The organism is Enterobacter cloacae complex sp.6700776 (assembly GCF_048284255.1).
Taxonomy (GTDB): Bacteria; Pseudomonadota; Gammaproteobacteria; order Enterobacterales; family Enterobacteriaceae; genus Enterobacter; species Enterobacter intestinihominis.
The window spans coordinates 74,972-92,116 of sequence record NZ_JBLVYK010000003.1 but is presented as its reverse complement, the minus strand read 5'-3'; the positions used below and the strand labels follow the sequence as shown (position 1 = coordinate 92,116).

Annotated in this window: 9 protein-coding genes; 1 reads left to right on the top strand and 8 read right to left on the bottom strand. The window is 59.8% G+C overall.

The window, feature by feature from the left end; all coding sequences use genetic code 11:
* Nucleotides 1-107: 107 nt before the first annotated feature.
* The 7 genes from baeR to yegD form a co-directional block, all read right to left on the bottom strand.
* Complete coding sequence (gene baeR, locus ACNQ0T_RS06575) at nt 108-830, bottom strand: two-component system response regulator BaeR (protein WP_015572364.1); 723 nt, start codon at nt 828-830, stop codon at nt 108-110.
* The gene (baeS, locus tag ACNQ0T_RS06570) at nt 827-2,230 is read right to left on the bottom strand and encodes a two-component system sensor histidine kinase BaeS (RefSeq protein ID WP_063199105.1); all 1,404 of its coding nucleotides are present in this window, start codon (nt 2,228-2,230) and stop codon (nt 827-829) included. The genes baeR and baeS overlap by 4 nt, the downstream gene beginning before the upstream one ends.
* Entirely contained in the window at nt 2,227-3,642 is a 1,416-nt protein-coding gene (locus tag ACNQ0T_RS06565) for an MFS transporter (RefSeq protein ID WP_045308641.1), read from the bottom strand. The genes baeS and ACNQ0T_RS06565 overlap by 4 nt, the downstream gene beginning before the upstream one ends.
* Nucleotides 3,643-6,720, bottom strand: a complete 3,078-nt coding sequence (gene mdtC / locus ACNQ0T_RS06560; RefSeq protein WP_022648648.1) for a multidrug efflux RND transporter permease subunit MdtC — start codon at nt 6,718-6,720, stop codon at nt 3,643-3,645.
* Nucleotides 6,721-9,843, bottom strand: a complete 3,123-nt coding sequence (locus ACNQ0T_RS06555; protein WP_023300557.1) for an MdtB/MuxB family multidrug efflux RND transporter permease subunit — start codon at nt 9,841-9,843, stop codon at nt 6,721-6,723. It lies immediately after the preceding gene.
* Nucleotides 9,843-11,045, bottom strand: a complete 1,203-nt coding sequence (locus ACNQ0T_RS06550) for an MdtA/MuxA family multidrug efflux RND transporter periplasmic adaptor subunit (RefSeq protein ID WP_032623941.1) — start codon at nt 11,043-11,045, stop codon at nt 9,843-9,845. Before ACNQ0T_RS06550 ends, ACNQ0T_RS06555 begins: the two co-directional genes overlap by 1 nt.
* A 209-nt stretch (nt 11,046-11,254) precedes the next feature.
* Complete coding sequence (gene yegD / locus ACNQ0T_RS06545; protein ID WP_171936079.1) at nt 11,255-12,607, bottom strand: molecular chaperone; 1,353 nt, start codon at nt 12,605-12,607, stop codon at nt 11,255-11,257.
* A gap of 130 nt (nt 12,608-12,737) precedes the next feature.
* On the opposite strand from yegD, the gene alkA reads away from it, so the two are divergent.
* Nucleotides 12,738-13,610 carry a DNA-3-methyladenine glycosylase 2 gene (alkA, locus tag ACNQ0T_RS06540; protein ID WP_155024638.1) on the top strand — a complete coding sequence of 291 codons (873 nt, stop codon included), beginning with the start codon at nt 12,738-12,740 and terminating at the stop codon, nt 13,608-13,610.
* On the opposite strand, the gene ACNQ0T_RS06535 is transcribed toward alkA, so the two are convergent.
* The gene (locus ACNQ0T_RS06535) at nt 13,575-16,904 is read right to left on the bottom strand and encodes a diguanylate cyclase (RefSeq protein ID WP_417929791.1); all 3,330 of its coding nucleotides are present in this window, start codon (nt 16,902-16,904) and stop codon (nt 13,575-13,577) included. The two genes, alkA and ACNQ0T_RS06535, sit on opposite strands and share 36 nt — an antisense overlap.
* Between the last annotated feature and the right edge of the window lie 241 nt (nt 16,905-17,145).

Genomic DNA, 17,145 nt, shown 5'->3' with positions numbered 1-17,145 from the left:
GGGAGGTAAAGCCCGGACCCCTCACCCTAACCCTCTCCCCAGGGGGGAGAGGGGACTAAAACACCCTCTCCCCCCTGGGGAGAGGGCAGGGTGAGGGGAGAATGTTGTCAGGCAATCCTGCACGCATCCGCTTCCCAGCGATACCCCACGCCGTACACCGCGCGAATAAACGACTGGTCGGCGTCCAGCGCCTCCAGCTTGCGGCGCAGGTTTTTGATGTGGCTGTCGATGGTGCGGTCGGTCACCACGCGGTAATCGTCATACAGATGGTTGAGCAGCTGCTCGCGGGAAAACACTTTTCCCGGCTCGTGGGAGAGGGTTTTCAGCAGGCGGAACTCCGCTGGGGTGAGATCCAATAGTTTGCTGCGCCAGCTCGCCTGGAAGCGGCTTTCGTCGACGATCAGCGGGCTTTGCGCATCCAGCACCTGCAATTCACGCTGCGGCTTGCAGCGGCGGAGGATGGTTTTCACGCGAGCGACCACCTCCCGCGGGCTGTAAGGCTTGCAGATGTAATCGTCGGCGCCGATTTCGAGCCCCAGCAGACGGTCGATCTCTTCAATTTTGGCCGTCACCATCACGATGGGCACATCGGAGAAACGACGAATTTCCCGGCACAGGGTCAGGCCGTCAGTACCCGGCAGCATCAGATCCAGCAGGATCAGATCCGGCGGCGTCTGGCGCACGTAGGGCAGCACCTGGTCGCCGTGGCTGATAAGCGTTGGCGCATAGCTCGCAGCGCGCAAATAGTCGATCAGCAGTTGCCCAAGTTTAGGCTCGTCTTCCACGATCAAAATACGCGGTGTGTTGTCGTCAATCGGTAACTCGGTCATGCTTCCCTCGATAAATCCCGTTCCAGAGGTAACTCTACTGTAATGCTAACCCCGCCAAAAGGCGAATGGGCGGCGCGGATGGTGCCACCATGCGCCTCCACAATGTTTACGCAAATCGCCAGCCCAAGGCCGGAGCCCCCGCTGGCGCGGTTACGCGAACCTTCGGTGCGATAGAAGCGCTCGAACAGTTTTTCCAGCTGCGCATCCTTCACGCCAGGGGCGGAGTCCGCAAAGGTCAGGGCAAAGCGCCCGTTTTCCTGCTTGCCGGAGATATGCAACCCGCCGCCGCCGTCGGTGTAGCGGAGGCTGTTCTCCAGCAGATTATTGAACAGCTGCATCAGGCGATCTCTGTCACCGAATACCACCGCGCTGTCAGGCAGCGAGAGGTTGATTTTCAGGTCACGGCTGGCGAAGCGTTCGCGGAACGCGCCGGTCACGACTTCAAGGATATTGATCACGTCGATTGGGGCTTTCTGGTAGGCCAGGGCGCCTTCATCGGACATGGAAAGCTGATGCAGATCGTCCACCAGTTTGGTCAGCGTACCGACTTCCGCCTGTAGCGAGGCCACGGATTCGGGGGTGAACTGCCGCAAGCCGTCCTGAATCGCCTCCAGCTCGCCGCGCAGCACCGCCAGTGGGGTGCGCAGCTCGTGCGAAATGTCGGCCATAAAGTCGCGGCGCATCTGCTGGTTTTTCTCCAGCGTGCTGGCGAGCTGGTTGAAGTCCTGCGCCAGCTTGCCCAGTTCATCCTGACTGCGGGTGTCCACGCGGGTCGAGAAATCACCCGCCGCCAGCTTATGCGTGCCTTCCACCAGGCGTTTAACCGGCGCCAGCAGGCCGCGCGCCAGCGGGAAGGTGGCGAGCGCCGCAAGCAGGATAGAAAGCGCGACAATCAGCCAACTGGTCTGGCGCTGCTGGCGGTCAAAGTTGATGTCGGTGTTGCGCGTCAGCCGCTCGACCGGCGAGGCAATAACCCAGCCCACCGTGGCGCCGTTCGAGGTGATGGCGCGCTTTGTACCGTCCGGCGGTACCGGCGAGCGTGGGCCAACGAGCACGCGCATCTCCTGATCAATCACCCAGAACTGGGTGCGCCAGCCGTGCGGCGGCATGCCCGGCCCCGGACGGTCGTCGTCATTATCGTGCTCCAGCGAGCGCAGAATTTGAAATATAAAACGATCGTTATTGCGCAGAAAACGCCAGTTACCGTGCAGGCTATACTGTTCCCCCAGCGCGTCGCTTAAGCCCTGTAAGCGCTGTTCGTTACCGTGCTTGATGTAGTCAATAAAGCCGCGCTCAAAGCTGACCCGCACCGCCCAGTGCATGGTAATCAGCAGGACGATACAGGTGGCGAAAATCGCCACAAAAAGCTTACCGGTGATCCCCGGACGCCAGAATTTCATGGTGCACTCCTTTTGCCGCGTCGGATCACAACGTTTTTGGTCGTGTCATTCGGTACTCTGGCAAAGATAAAAGCGGGCAGGGCGATAATTACCGCCATGCTGAGGTAGGTGTATAAAAAGACCTGATGCGCGACGGGGGTGTCGGCGCTGAGATGGTGCTGACCGTACATGCCGAGCAGCAATCCGGCGACCGTGACCCCCACGCTCATAGAGAGCTGCATGATCATCGACAGCAGGCTGTTACCACTGCTCGCCAGTTCGTCCGGCAGATCTTTCAGCGTCAGGGTGTTCATCGACGAGAAGCGCATGGAGTTGATGATCCCCTGGCAGAACAGCACCAGCGGCAGGATGTAGTACCAGCCCAGCAGCGCCACGGTCATAAACAGCAGACTAACCAGCGACAGCCCGAGCGTGGCGGCCACTAGCACCCGGCGATAGCCAAAGCGGTTTACCACCTGCACCACAATACGCTTCATCCCCATGCTGCCGAGCACCATCGGGATCATCATCAGCCCGGCATGGAACGGCGAGAAGCCCATCCCAATCTGTAAAAATACCGGCGTCATAAACGGCAACATGCCGCTGCCGATGCGTCCGGCAAAGCTGCCGAACAGACCAAGACGGTAGGTGGGATTCTTGAACAGGTTCAGGCTAAACAGCGCGTTAGCGTTGCCTCTGGCATGCCACAGATACCAGAGAATGGCGGTGACACCCAGCGCTACCAGCAGGGCGAGCGACAGGGAGGAGATCCCCAGCCCTTTTTGCCCGTCGAGCGCCAGGGTGAGCGTCGCCATGCCAGCTGCCAGCAGGATGAAGCCAAAGAAATCAAAGCGCCGGGTCTGCATTTTATAGTTCGGCATCAGCGTCAGGGTGGCAATCGCGCCGATAATACCGACCGGCAGGTTGATCAGGAAGATCCAGTGCCAGGAGGCATACTCCACCAGAATACCGCCCAGCGCCGGGCCCAGCAGCGGGCCGACTTGACCGGGCAGGGTGACGAAGGTCATCGCCGCCATATACTGCGCGCGCGGAACAATTTTCATCACCGTTAACCGCCCGACGGGCACCATCATCGCACCGCCGACACCCTGTAGCACGCGCGCCATCACCAGCTGGTCGAGGGTATTGGCCTGGGCGCAAAACAGCGACCCGGTGGTAAACAGCACAATGGCGGTGAAAAAGATGTTCCGCACGCCGACTTTATCCGCCAGCCAGCCGCTGGCGGGCAGCATCACGGCGACCGTCAGCACGTAGGCGACAATCACCATATGCATGTGCAGCGGGCTCTCCCCCAGGCTTTTCGCCATTGAGGGGAGGGCTGTGTTCACGATGGTCGTGTCCAGCGACTGCATAAAGAAGCCGAACGCGACGATCCACAATTGCCAGCGAACGTTACTGGGTAGGTCGGTCATTTACTCGGTCACCGTGGTTCTCTTTTTACGCGAAAAACGCAGCCGCAGGCGGTCAAAGAACAGATAGACTACCGGCGTGGTGTAGAGCGTCAGCAACTGGCTCATCACCAGGCCGCCAACGATCGTGATCCCCAACGGCTGGCGCAGTTCAGAGCCGTCACCGCCGGATATGACCAGCGGCAGTGCGCCGAACAGCGCGGCCAGCGTAGTCATCATGATCGGGCGAAAACGCAGCAGACAGGCCTGGAATATCGCCTCGTCCGGCGTCAGGTTGCCGTTGCGCTGGGCGTCCAGGGCAAAGTCAACCATCATTATCGCGTTTTTCTTCACAATACCTATTAACAGCATGATCCCAATGAGCGCGATGAGGCTGAATGGAGCACCGAACAGCTCCAGCGCCAGCAGCGCCCCCACGCCCGCAGAGGGAAGCGTGGAGAGAATGGTCAACGGGTGCACGTAGCTTTCATACAGCACGCCCAGCACGATGTACACCGTGGCAATGGCCGCCAGGATCAAAATGACCTGCGAGTTCATGGTGTCCTGGAACACCTGCGCCGTACCGGCAAAGCTGCCGCGCACGGAGGAGGGCACCCCGAGCTGGGTCATGGCGCGGTTAATGGCATCGCTGGCCTCAGACAGCGACGAGCCGGTTGGCAGGTTAAACGACACGGTCGAGGCGGCGGAAAGCCCCTGGTGGTTCACCGACAGCGGCGCGTTCGACGGCTGCCAGCTGGCGAAGTACGACAGCGGGATCGCCTTGCCGTCATCATTGATCACAAACATCTTGTCCAGCGCGCTGATGTCCTGGGTGTAGCGCGGATCAACTTCCATTACCACCTTGTACTGGTTCATCGGCTGATAGATGGTGGAGACTTCACGCTGCCCGAAGGCGTTGTTAAGCAGGCTGTTGGCCGCCTCCACGTTAATGCCCAGGCGGGCCATAGTTTCACGATCGTAGGTGAGCGCCATCTCCGCGCCGTTGTTCTGGCTGTCGGAGTTCACGTCCGCCAGCTGCGGCAGCGCGGCCAGCGCTTTACGGATCTTCGGCTCCCACTCGCGCAGGGCGGCTAAGTCATCCGAGAGCAGGGTGTACTGATAGCTGGCGTTAGCCTGTCGTCCGCCGACGCGGATATCCTGAACGGCCATCAAAAACAGGTTTGCCCCCGGCTCTTTGGCGAGCTTCACCCGCAAGCGGTCAATGATCTGCTGCGCCGTTTCGTGACGTTCACCGCGCGGCTTAAGGGTAATAAACATCATCCCGCTGTTAACGCGCGAGCCGCCGGTAAAGCCGGTAACGTTGTCTACGGCCGGATCTTCCCGGATGATTTTCATAAAGTCCTGAAGCTTGCCGCGCATCGCCTGGAACGAAATGCTCTGGTCTGCCTGAATACCGCCCATCAGCACGCCGGTATCCTGCTCCGGGAAGAAGGTTTTCGGGATGGTGATATACATCCAGACGTTGAGCCCGATGGTGGCGATAAGCACCAGCCCGACAATACGCGTGTGGTTCAGCACCCATTTCAGCGATTTGCCGTAGCCGGACTGCATCGCCATCAGGACGTGGCCAAAGCCTTTCCTGCGCGGCTGTGAGTGTGGTTGGCTGCGCTTTAGCATCCAGCCGCACATCATCGGCGTTAGCGTCAGCGAAATCACCAGTGAGATACCAATGGCGACGGAGAGCGTGACGGCAAATTCGCGCAGCAGTCGCCCCGGCAGGCCGCCCATCAGCAGCAGCGGCAGGAACACCGCCACCAGCGACAGGCTCATGGACAGGACCGTGAAGCCCACTTCGCGCGTCCCCTGAAGCGCCGCCTGGAGCGGCTTCATGCCCGCTTCCAGATGACGCGAGATATTCTCCAGCACCACGATGGCGTCATCCACCACAAACCCGGTAGCAATCGTCAGCGCCATCAGCGACAGGTTGTTAAGGCTAAACCCGCACAGGTACATGGCGGCAAAGGTGCCTATCAGCGATACCGGGACCGCTACCGCCGGGATCAGCGTGGCGCGCCCCGAGCGCAGGAACAGGAACACCACCAGAATTACCAGCGCGACGGAGATGATCAGCGTTTGCTCTACCTCTTCAAGCGAGGCGCGGATGGTGGGGGAGCGGTCCTGCGCAATCTGGAGATCGATGGCCGCCGGAATGGTTTCCTGAAGCTCCGGCAGCCGCGCGCGGATGCTGTTCACCGTCTGAATGATGTTGGCTTCCGGCAGCTTGCGGATCATCAGCAAAATCGCCGGTTTGGCATTGGTCATCCCGGCGTTACGCACGTCCTGCACCGAATCGGTGACGCTGGCGACGTCGCTCAGGCGCACCGCCGCGCCGTTGTTGTAGTGAATAATCAACGGCTGATACTCGGCGGCGGTTTTCAGCTCGTCGTTGGTCTGGATCTGCCAGCGGTGGCTGCTGTCCTCGATCGCACCCTGCGGCTTACGCACGTTGGCGTTGCTGATGGCGGATCGCACGTCGTCCAGCGACACGCCCTGATTAAACAGCGCCTGCGGATTCAGCCCCACGCGCACGGCGGGCAAGGAGCTGCCGCCGACGTCCACGTCGCCCACGCCGTCAATCTGGGCGATGGTTTGCGCCAGCTGGGTGGAGGCAAAATCGTACAGCTCGCCCTGGGAGTAGGTCTCTGACGTAAGCGTCAGGATCATGATCGGCGCATCGGACGGGTTGGCCTTGCGGTAGGTTGGACGGCTCGGCATGCCGCTCGGCAGCAGGCTTTGGGCGGCGTTAATCGCAGCCTGCACGTCGCGCGCCGCACCGTTGATATCCCGGTCGAAGTTAAATTCCAGAATGATGCGCGTGCTGCCCAGCGAACTGCTGGAGGTCATCTCGTTAACCCCGGCAATTCGCCCAAGCGATCGCTCAAGCGGCGTCGCCACCGATGAGGCCATGGTTTCCGGCGAGGCACCCGGCAGCGAGGCGCTGACCATGATCACCGGGAAATCGACCTGCGGTAGCGGGGCCACCGGCAGCAGCCGGAAGCCGAGCACGCCGCACAGAGTGATAGCGACGGAGAGTAAAATCGTCGCTACAGGACGGTAAATGAAGAGGGCGAAAAACTTCACTTACGCCTCCTCTTCACGTTTCGGGAAGCGGCTTTTTGTCCACAGGGCCAGACGGTCAAACAGCAGGTAGATAACCGGCGTGGTAAACAGCGTCAGCACCTGGCTCACGAGCAGACCGCCGACCATGCCGATGCCCAGCGGACGGCGCAGTTCGGCCCCCACGCCGGTGCTCAGCATCAGCGGCAGTGCGCCCAGCAGGGCGGCGAGAGTGGTCATCAGGATCGGGCGAAAACGCAGCAGGCAGGCCTGGTAAATGGCCTCGCGCGGCGCCATACCCTGCTCGCGCTCGGCGGCCAGCGCAAAGTCGATCATCATGATGGCGTTTTTCTTCACGATGCCGATAAGCAGGATGATGCCGATGATCGCAATCACGTCCAGTTCGCTCCCCGCCAGCATCAGCGCCAGCAGCGCCCCCACGCCCGCTGTCGGCAGGGTGGAGAGGATGGTGATCGGGTGGATGAAACTCTCATACAGCACGCCAAGCACGATATACATCGCCACCACCGCCGCGACAATCAGCCAGACGGTGCTGCCCAGCGCGGCCTGGAACGCCAGCGTACTGCCCTGGAACTGGGTCTGAATATCGGACGGGAAGCTGAGTTCTTTCTCCGCGCCCAGAATGGCCTCCACCGCTTCGCCCAGCGAATACCCGTCCGGCACGTTGAACGAAATGGTGGTGGACGGGAACTGATCGAGATGGTTAATCGACAGCGGGGTGTGGCGCTCTTCCACGCTGGCAATGGCGCTGAGCGGCACAATCCCGCCGTCTTTGCTGGTCAGGCGTATTGAGTCCAGCGCGGCAAGCCCGGGCGTGTTCTCGGTGTTATGTTCCAGCACCACGCGATACTGGTTGGCCTGGGTGTAAATGGTGGAGATCAGCCGCTGACCAAAGGCGTTATACAGGGCGTTATCCACGTCGGACATGGTAATGCCCAGACGGCTGGCGGTGTCGCGGTTGACGTTCACGTACGCCGCCAGCCCTTTATCCTGCCAGTCGCTGCTGACGTCAGAAACCTGCGGCAGTGCTTTCAGCTTATCCACCAGCTGCGGCACCCAGGTGCTGAGTGCATCAAGCGAGGTGGCCTGGAGCGTAAACTGGTACTGCGTGCGGCTCACCTGCGTATCAATGGTTAAATCCTGGATCGGTTGCAGATACAGCTCAATGCCCGGCACGCGCGCCACCGCGCTTTGCAGGCGCTCAATTACCGCGTTGACGCGATCGTCGCGGTCATCAAGCGGTTTAAGGTTAATTTGCAGGCGCGCGCTGTTGAGCGACGGGTTGGTGCCGTCCACGCCCACGTAGGCAGTCAGGCTTTCCACCGCCGGATCTTTCATGATGATCTCAGACACCTGCTGCTGGCGCTGCGCCATGTTGGCGAAGGAGACCGTCTGCGGCGCCTGAAGCGTGCCCTGAATAATGCCGTTGTCCTGAATCGGGAAGAAGCCTTTCGGAATGAAAATCCACAGCATGACGCTGAGCGCCAGGGTGCCGAGCGCCACGCCGAGCGTTGCCCACGGATGGTTCAGGACTTTCGCCAGCACGCGGCCGTAGGCGGCGATAATGCGCTCGAACATCCGCTCGGAGGCGCGCGAGAAGCGGTTTTGCTTGCGCAAGGACTCGTGGCTCAGCATGCGGGCGCACATCATCGGCGTTAGCGTCAGCGACACCACGGCAGAGATCAGAATGGCGACCGCCAGCGTCACGGCAAACTCGCGGAACAGCCGCCCGACGATATCCCCCATAAACAGCAGCGGGATCAGCACCGCAATCAGCGAGAAGGTGAGCGAGATAATGGTAAAGCCAATTTCTCCTGCGCCCTTCAGCGCGGCGGCTAAGGGCTTTTCACCTTTTTCGATATAGCGCGAGATGTTCTCGATGACCACGATGGCATCGTCCACCACGAACCCGGTGGCGATGGTGAGCGCCATCAGCGTCAGGTTATTAATCGAAAAGTCGAGGAACACCATCACCGCAAACGTCCCGACCAGCGAGAGCGGCACGGCGACGGCGGGAATGATGGTTGCCGGAACGTTGCGCAGGAACAGGTAGATGATCATCACCACCAGCGCAATCGCCAGCATCAGCTCGAACTGGGTGTCTGACACCGAGGCGCGAATATTCGTGGTGCGGTCAGAAAGCACTTTCACGCTCACCGATTTTGGCAGGCTTTCCACCAGCTGCGGCAGCATGGTGCGAATGCTGTCGGCGGTATCAATAATGTTCGCGCCCGGCTGGCGCTGAACGTTCATGACAATCGCCTGCTGCTTATTAGCCCACGCCCCGAGCCAGCTGTTTTCCGCGCCTTGTTCGACGGTTGCCACGTCGCCGAGGCGGATCGGCGCGCCGTTTTGATAGGCCACAATCAGCTGACGGTACTCATCGGCGGACTGCATCTGGTCGTTGGCGGAGAGCGTAACCGCACGGGTTGGGCCGTCGAGCGAGCCCTTCGCTGAGTTAACGTTGGCGCTGCTGATGGCGGTGCGAATGGTTTCGCTGGTTAACCCCAGCGCGGCAATGGCCTGGGCATTGAGCTTAACGCGCACAGCGGGGCGTTGACCGCCCGCCAGCGTCACCAGTCCCACGCCGGTCACCTGCGAAATCTTCTGCGCCACGCGGGTTTCAACCATGTCTTCCACCTGCGTCATCGGCATGGCCGAGGAGGTGACGGCAAGGGTCATGATCGGCGGGTCTGCCGGGTTGACCTTGCTGTAAACCGGTGGATTCGGCAGGTCAGACGGCAGCAGGTTAGTGGCAGCGTTAATCGCGGCCTGCACCTCCTGCTCGGCGACGTCCAGCGACAGCGTGAGCTGGAACTGAAGCGTGACGACCGAGGCGCCGCCGGAGCTCTGGGAGGACATCTGCTTCAGGCCAGACATCTGGCCGAACTGGCGCTCCAGCGGGGCGGTGATGGCGGACGTCACCACATCCGGACTGGCGCCCGGATAGAGGGTGACAACCTGAATGGTCGGGTAGTCCACTTCCGGCAGCGCCGACACGGGCAGAAAACGGTAGCCAATGATCCCGGCCAGCAGGATCGCCACCATCAACAGGGTCGTCGCAACCGGACGTAAGATAAACAGGCGTGATGGCCCACCTGTAGAGCTCGGCGGCATCACCTGCATCAGGCTTTTGCTCCTGTATTCTGCGCTTCCACCACCTCGACCTGCGCCCCTTCGGTCAGACGGTCAATACCGTCGGTTACGACGCGGTCGCCAGCGGACAGCCCGGCACTGATCACCACCGTCTGACTGTCCTGGATCCCGGTTTTCACCAGATGTTTGCTGACCTTGTTTTCGCTGTTCAGCACCCAGACAAAGTTGCCTTCACTGCCCATTTGCAGGGCCGCCGTCGGGATCACCACGGCGTTTTCTTCTGTCGCGACCAGCATTCGCGCATTGACGAACTGATTCGGGAACAGGGCATCGTCCTGATTGTTGAAGCGTGCTTTAAGCTTGATGGTGCCGGTGGTGGTATCGATCTGGTTATCCAGGCTCAACAGCGAACCTTCGCTCAGCTTCTGCTTGTTGGTGCGATCCCAGGCTTCAACCACCAGCGCTTTTCCGGCCTTCTGCGCCTGTATCACCGTCGCAATGTCGCTTTCCGGCAGGGTAAAGACGAGATCGATAGGGTGCGTCTGGGTGATCACCACGATGCCCGTGGTGTCGCCGCTGGAGATTTGGTTGCCGATATCAACCTGTTTCAGGCCCACGCGGCCGTCAATCGGCGCGGTGATCCGGCTCCAGTCGAGCTGGAGCTGGGCGCTGGCGACCGCGGCTTCGTCGGCCTTGATGGTGCCCTGAGATTCACTGACCAGAGACTGCTGGGTATCCAGCTCCTGGCGCGACACGAGGTTGGTTTTTACCAGCTGCTGATAGCGGGCTAAATCGCGGCGGGCATTGGCGAGGGTGGCTTTGTCTTTCGCGAGCTGCCCCTGCGCCTGCGCCAGGGCCACCTTAAACTGGCTTGGGTCGATTTCCGCCAGCAGATCGCCGGCTTTCACCTGCTGGCCTTCCTGGAAGTGGATGGCCATCAGCTGACCATCCACGCGGCTACGTACCGTCACGGTGTTGGCGGCGGTGATGGTTCCCAGCCCGGAGAGATAACGAGGCACCGCTTTATTCACCGCCGTTGCCGCCTGCACCGGTGCCAGCGCCGCGCCGCGCATACCGTGGCGCCCGCCGCCCGTTGGACGTTGTGAGGGGCTATTGGCGCCAGCAGGTGCCGTGGAGTTCGCGGACTGGCTGTGCCAGTACCAGGCGGCGGCCAGGACCACCACAATCAGACCAACGGCGATTGCCCAGCGGGATTTGTTACTGCCTTTCATCGTTATACGTTCTCGTCCTGAAACACTTTCGGGGAATGATACTAGTTTAGTCAGGTAACACAGCGGAAAAATGGAGGAAATATGGAAGACTGTCAGGAATGGTCTGAGTGTGGTGCGTTGTTTCGCCGGGTGGCGGCTTCGCCTTACCCGGCCTACAAGATCCTCGAACCGTAGGCCGGGTAAGCGCAGCGCCACCCGGCACAACTCCATTAGCTAAACACCACCTGCGCCCAGCGCGCCAGCCCTGCCGTAACGGAGCCAAAGTCATCGCCGCCGGCAATCGGGATCCCCGGCAGCTGTTCCGCCAGCGCTTTCTTGATCAGCGGTGAACGGGCGCTACCGCCGGTCAGGTAAATCACGTCCGGTTTCTCTTTGCCATTCTCAAGCGCCAGCTGCACCTGCTCCAGAATACGCTGTAGCGGCTGAGCCAGCGCCATTTCCAGCCCTTCCTGGGTGATAGCCGTAGCCAGATCGTCACTGATAAACGGCAGCGTAACCGCATGCTCAGGACGATCGGAAAGGGCGATTTTGCTCTCTTCGGCGGTGCGCACCACCCGGTAGCTCAGACGCTGACGCCACACCTTATACAGCAGCGCGACCTTCTCTGCATCCTGCGCATCACGCACCAGATCGTTAAGGAAACGCCCATTCGCGGTGCTGTAAAAATCACTCTGGGCAGGGACGTCGTTGATGGCAATCGCATTCCACCATGGCAGGATCGGCAGGGCGATGCCTTTCTCGGTTTGACCGCCCATGCCGAGCAGCGGCATCAGGCTCTTGAATGCCAGGGCGATATCCAGATCGTTACCGCCCACGCGGCAGCCGCTGTGCCCCAGCAGGCTGTTTTCACGATCGCGACGATTATGCCACTGCGGACCCATCAGCAGTAATGAACAGTCCGTCGTACCACCGCCGATGTCCACCACCAGCACCCGTTTCTCTTCCGTCAGCGTGGCTTCAAAATCCAGCCCCGCCGCAACCGGCTCATACTGGAACACCACGTCACGGAAGCCAGCCCGGTGCGCTGCACGCTCAAGGATCCCCTGCGCCTGTTGGTTGGCTTCGTCGCCGCCCAGCCCCTGGAAGTTGATCGGACGGCCAATCACCGCCTGGGTGATGGCATCCGGCACCTGCGACTGCGCCTGATTGCGGATGTGCAGCATCATCGCGCAGACCAGATCTTCAAACATCGCCACCTGCTGTGGCTTCAGTCCGCTGGCGCCAAGGAAGGATTTCGGCGATTTAACGAAGTAGACCTCTTCCGGGTCTTCAATGTACTGCCCGAGGGAAGAGAGGCCGAACTGCACGCTGGAAGGGGTAACGTCGATATCTTCCTCGCGGTTAAAGCTGACCGCACGGCGCAGCAGCGCCTGGGTTTCCGCCGCCGTGGCCGGAACCTGATGATGGCGGAACAGCCACTCGCTCACCGCTTCACGCGTGGGCGCACAGAGCATTGACGGCAACAGCGTACTGCCGTTTTCCATTTTCAGGAGCTGCGGTTGTCCGTTTTGCATTATCGCAACCGAGCAGTTTGCGGTGCCGTAGTCGAATCCAATAAACACAATAAATCCCCATGCCGGTGAGAAGGGGCGAGACTTTAGCGAAATGTCTGCCAGGCGACAACAGGAATATGAAAGCAAGGCGCAACGCGATCTTTCGGTTTATGCTGAGGTAAATACAAAAGGAGAGACGATGTACACCCTGAACTGGCAACCGCCCTACGACTGGCAGTGGATGTTTGGCTTTCTTGCCGCGCGTGCGGTCACAGGGGTTGAGACCGTTACGGAGGATTACTACGAACGCAGTTTTGGCTATGCGGGGCACCAGGGCGTTTTACGGGTTACGCCAGACAGCGCAACCCATACGCTGGCGGTGTCGCTCAGCCCTGGCCTGATCCCGGTGGCGGATATTTGCCTGGATCGCATTGCCCGCCTGTTCGATCTTGATTGCGACCCGCTAAGAATTGCGCAGACCCTGGGCGACCTCGGCGCGGCGCGGCCGGGGTTACGTTTGCCGGGCGCGATGGATGCCTACGAGCAGGGCGTGCGCGCCATTCTCGGGCAACTGGTGAGCGTGGCGATGGCGGCAAAACTGGCGTCAAGAGTGGTGGCGCTGTGCGGTGAACCCATCCAGGACGCGCCGGGCTACCTCTGTTTTCCTCCGCCAGAGGTACTGGCCGCGGTGGATCCGCTGGCGTTGAAATCCCTTGGGATGCCGCTCAAGCGTGCGGAGTCGTTGATTCATCTGGCGCAGTCGGTGGTGGAGGGTGAATTCCCGCTGTTCCCGCCTGCGAACGTCGAGGCCGGGATGAAGGCGCTACAGCAGCGCCCCGGCATCGGGCGCTGGACCGCAAATTATCTGGCCTTGCGCGGCTGGCAGGCGAAGGATGTTTTCCTGCCGGATGATTATCTCATTAAACAGCGCTTTGCCGGTATGACGCCCGCGCAGATCCGTCGCTATGCCGAGCGCTGGCAGCCGTGGCGCTCGTATGCGCTGTTACATATCTGGTACACCGACGGCTGGTCGCCGTCAGTTGATGGCGAAATAGCTGGTATTCAGCAGTAGATCGAGCGGCTGCGCTTCCCCGATGGTGTCGCCGTAAATAAAGTCAATGCCGATGCCCGACAGCGTATTCATCATGATCGACTGATGGCATGGCCCGGCAATGGTTTTTATGCCCAGACGCTGGGCGTGGCCCTGAATGATGGTCACCATCATCTCATCCATCAGATTGCCGTGGACGTTGGTCACCACGTCTGCATCCAGCAGCAGATAATCAGCGGTGTTGGCGCTGAGCTGGCTGAAGACGTTCATATCGCGTCCAACCCGGGTCAGCACCACGCGACAGCCAGCCTGACGAAGCTTTTGCAGACCCTGCTGCACGTTTTCATCCGTATTGCTCAGCACATCAACGGCGATCGCCAGATGCAGCAGCCGCGCCGGCAGCGGACCTCTGGTGATCAGGTCGAGCAGCTCATCCACCAGCGTGACGCTGGCTAAACCCGCTTCTGAGAGCGGCAGCGCGACGCCCATCCCTTTGGCCGCCACCTGTGCGGCATAGGTACGGAAAAATTCGCTGAATATACGTCGGTCAAGGGCGTGCAGCAGCTCCGGCTCCGCCAGCCCGGCGCGGAAGGCATGCTCTTCCAGCACTTCCCCCTGGCTGGTCCACAACCGCAGGGAAATCAGCCAGAAGCTACTGCTCTCGGGAATGCGCGGTGAGGCGACGCTGCGGGCGATCATCAGCAGATGATTATCTTTGATCATGTGCCACTGCTCATCCAGCGACATCATGCTGCGCGTGCTGTGGATCCGCTCCTGCTGGGGTTCATAGACGGTGACCACACCGCGCCCGCTGTTTTTCGAGGCGTAACAGGCGATATCGGCCTGAGACATCACTTCCGCTGTCTGATGATTAGAGTCGTCAATCAACGTGATCCCCGCGCTGGCGCCGATGCGGTGCAGGCGTCCTTCCCAGGAAAAATGATAGTTGTTGATGGCGTCGATCAACCGGCCCGCAATATAGCGTGCGCTTTCGACGTTGCAGTCCGGCAGCAGCAGGCCAAACTCGTCGCCGCCCAGACGCGCCAGCACGTCGCTGGAGCGCAGCATGGTCAGCATCAGCGAAGAGAGTTCGCGCAGGAGCGCGTCGCCCGCCGCGTGGCCTGCGGTATCGTTCACCGCCTTAAAACGGTCAAGATCGATAAAGACCAGCGCGTGACGCTGATGGGTCTCCTGTACCGTCTGCAACAGGCGCTTAAGATGGTTTTCAAAACTGACGCGGTTCGCCAGGTGGGTAAGGGCGTCATGGGAAGCGCTGTAGCTCAGCTGGCGCAGCATTTTGCGCGACTCGGTGACATCCTGAATCACCAGCACCGAGCCGATAGCGTGCCCCTCCAGGGTGCTGAGCGGGGTAATGCTGTAATGAATGTCGAAACTGCCGCCATTCCGGCAGTTAAGCACCACATCCTGTTCGATATCGGTACGGGACATATCGCCGCTGTGGATGTTTTCCATTAATGGGCCGTTCTCGCCGAAGGTAATGTGCAGCACCTTCAGAACGGGCTGACCCAGCGCTTCGCTTTGCGACCAGCCGCTCATCTTCTCGGCGACCGGGTTCATAAAGGTGATGTTCATGTCGATATCGGTGCACAGCACCGCTTCGCCGATGGAGTCGAGGGTGATATGCAGGCGCTCTTTTTCCTGAAACAGCGCCTCGTTCAGCTGCTTCACCTCGGTCATATCCATGTTGATCCCTAACAGCCGCTCCACTTCGCCCTGTTTGTTCAGCACCCGGTTCGCCAGCGAACGAATGTGGCGAATGCCATCCTTGACGCGAATGCGAAATTCCAGCTTGAAAGGCACCCTGGCCTGGAGTGACTCACGCAGTACCTGTTCGGCGTGCGCACGATCTTCAGGCACCATGGCCGCATGCCAGAGCTGCCAGGTGGGTTTAATGTGCGGGGGGATCTCGTACAGCTCAAACATCCGTTTATCCCAGCTGATCACGTCCGGCTCGAGATCCCACTCCCAGATCCCGATGCCGCCGGCTTCGTTCGCGAGGGTGATACGCTCCATCAGACGCTTATTCACCCACTCGGTCTGTTTCAGGTCGTTGATGTCTTCAATCTGGGCAATAAAGTAGAGCGGCGTGCCGTCTGCATGGCGCACAACGGAAACGGCCAGCAGCGCCCACACCACCTCGCCGCTGCGGGTGTAGTAGCGTTTTTCGAGGCTGTAGCTGTTGATCTCCCCGTTAATCAGCTGTTGCAACTGCTCCAGGTCGGTATTTAAATCTTCCGGCCAGGTTAACTGCTGGAACGTGAGCGACTGAAGCTCAGACTGACTGTAACCGAGGAAATTGCACAGCGCCTTGTTGGCCTGAAGCCACTGGCCCTCAATGCCCACCAGCGCCATACCAATCGCGGAATATTCCATCGCATTACGAAAACGTTCTTCGCTTTCCGTAATATGTTTACGTTCGGCCCGGAAGGCATACATCACCATCGTCATAATGTTGGCGGGGAGCAGCATCATCAGGAAGGGAAGCCATGGCGCGTTGAAGGTCACCATCATGTTTGAAGGTGTCATGGAGGGCGGGTTTCGCGCCATCATCAAGGACACCATCATGATGGTGAATAAAAAAATCAGGAATGCTTCCATTCGCGGCAGGCGTACCGCGCTCCACATCAGCAAAACGATGATGCAGGTGAACGGCCACGGCAGCCAGGTGATAGCCGTCCAGCTCAGGACCAGGGTGATGACCAGGGTCACCAGCGTTTCCAGCAGCAGTTTCGGGTTGCGGTGGCGCAGCAGGTAATGCGGTTTAAACAGCAGACCTAACGGTACAAGCGCCAGTGCGCCAATGGCTTCTGAAAGTACCCAAAACAGAAAATTACGCAGCGGCTCCGCGCCTGGCACCAGAAAATGAACCAGAATGCCGCCCACCAGCGGCGGCACCAGGGCGCTGCCGAGGGCAAGGCGTATCCAGTCGTTGAGGTTTTGCAGCGGGTTATACCAGGGGAGCAGCTTACGCAGCAACACCGCACCAACACAGGCCTCAATAATATTGATTGCCGTGTAGGTTAAGTTGATTGATTCCCATGAAAAGAGCATCCACGAGGCAAAAATATTGCCAAAGGAGCAGGCGAGGGCGATGCCGGGCCACATTTTTCCCGCATGGCGGTAAAACGCCACCATCATAATGGAGGTCGGGAACCACAATGGCGCCAGCAGCGAACCGAAGCGAGTCAGCTCAAGGGAAAATAAGGTGAAGATGAACGTGACCAGACCCAGACAGACAAGCCGCAGTAAAGGATGTGGGGTAGTAACCAAAACCCGCTGGTATTGTTTATTCATTACCGCTCTATCCAGGGACGCCGTGTTGTCAGGAGCCAGCTCCGGACGCGTGAAATCATTAATTTGGTTTATGCTAGTACAAACATTTTACAATTCATATGCTGAGTGCTCAGATTTTGACTTCATAGACTTATAAAATAGTTACTCTGCGAAGAAGGGGGATGAAATGGTGAAAATCCGTGCGTAAAAATTTCGCTAAAGGCGTGAAACGGCGCTTTTCAGCCCGCCTCGCATAACCTGC

What these genes read in the sequence shown, in the direction of transcription:
- ACNQ0T_RS06550 (WP_032623941.1), bottom strand. Translation starts at nt 11,045, where the DNA reads ATGAAAGGCAGTAACAAATCCCGCTGGGCAATCGCCGTTGGTCTGATT.
- ACNQ0T_RS06535 (WP_417929791.1), bottom strand. Translation starts at nt 16,904, where the DNA reads ATGAATAAACAATACCAGCGGGTTTTGGTTACTACCCCACATCCTTTA.
- ACNQ0T_RS06555 (WP_023300557.1), bottom strand. Translation starts at nt 9,843, where the DNA reads ATGCAGGTGATGCCGCCGAGCTCTACAGGTGGGCCATCACGCCTGTTT.
- alkA (WP_155024638.1), top strand. Translation starts at nt 12,738, where the DNA reads ATGTACACCCTGAACTGGCAACCGCCCTACGACTGGCAGTGGATGTTT.
- baeR (WP_015572364.1), bottom strand. Translation starts at nt 830, where the DNA reads ATGACCGAGTTACCGATTGACGACAACACACCGCGTATTTTGATCGTG.
- ACNQ0T_RS06565 (WP_045308641.1), bottom strand. Translation starts at nt 3,642, where the DNA reads ATGACCGACCTACCCAGTAACGTTCGCTGGCAATTGTGGATCGTCGCG.
- baeS (WP_063199105.1), bottom strand. Translation starts at nt 2,230, where the DNA reads ATGAAATTCTGGCGTCCGGGGATCACCGGTAAGCTTTTTGTGGCGATT.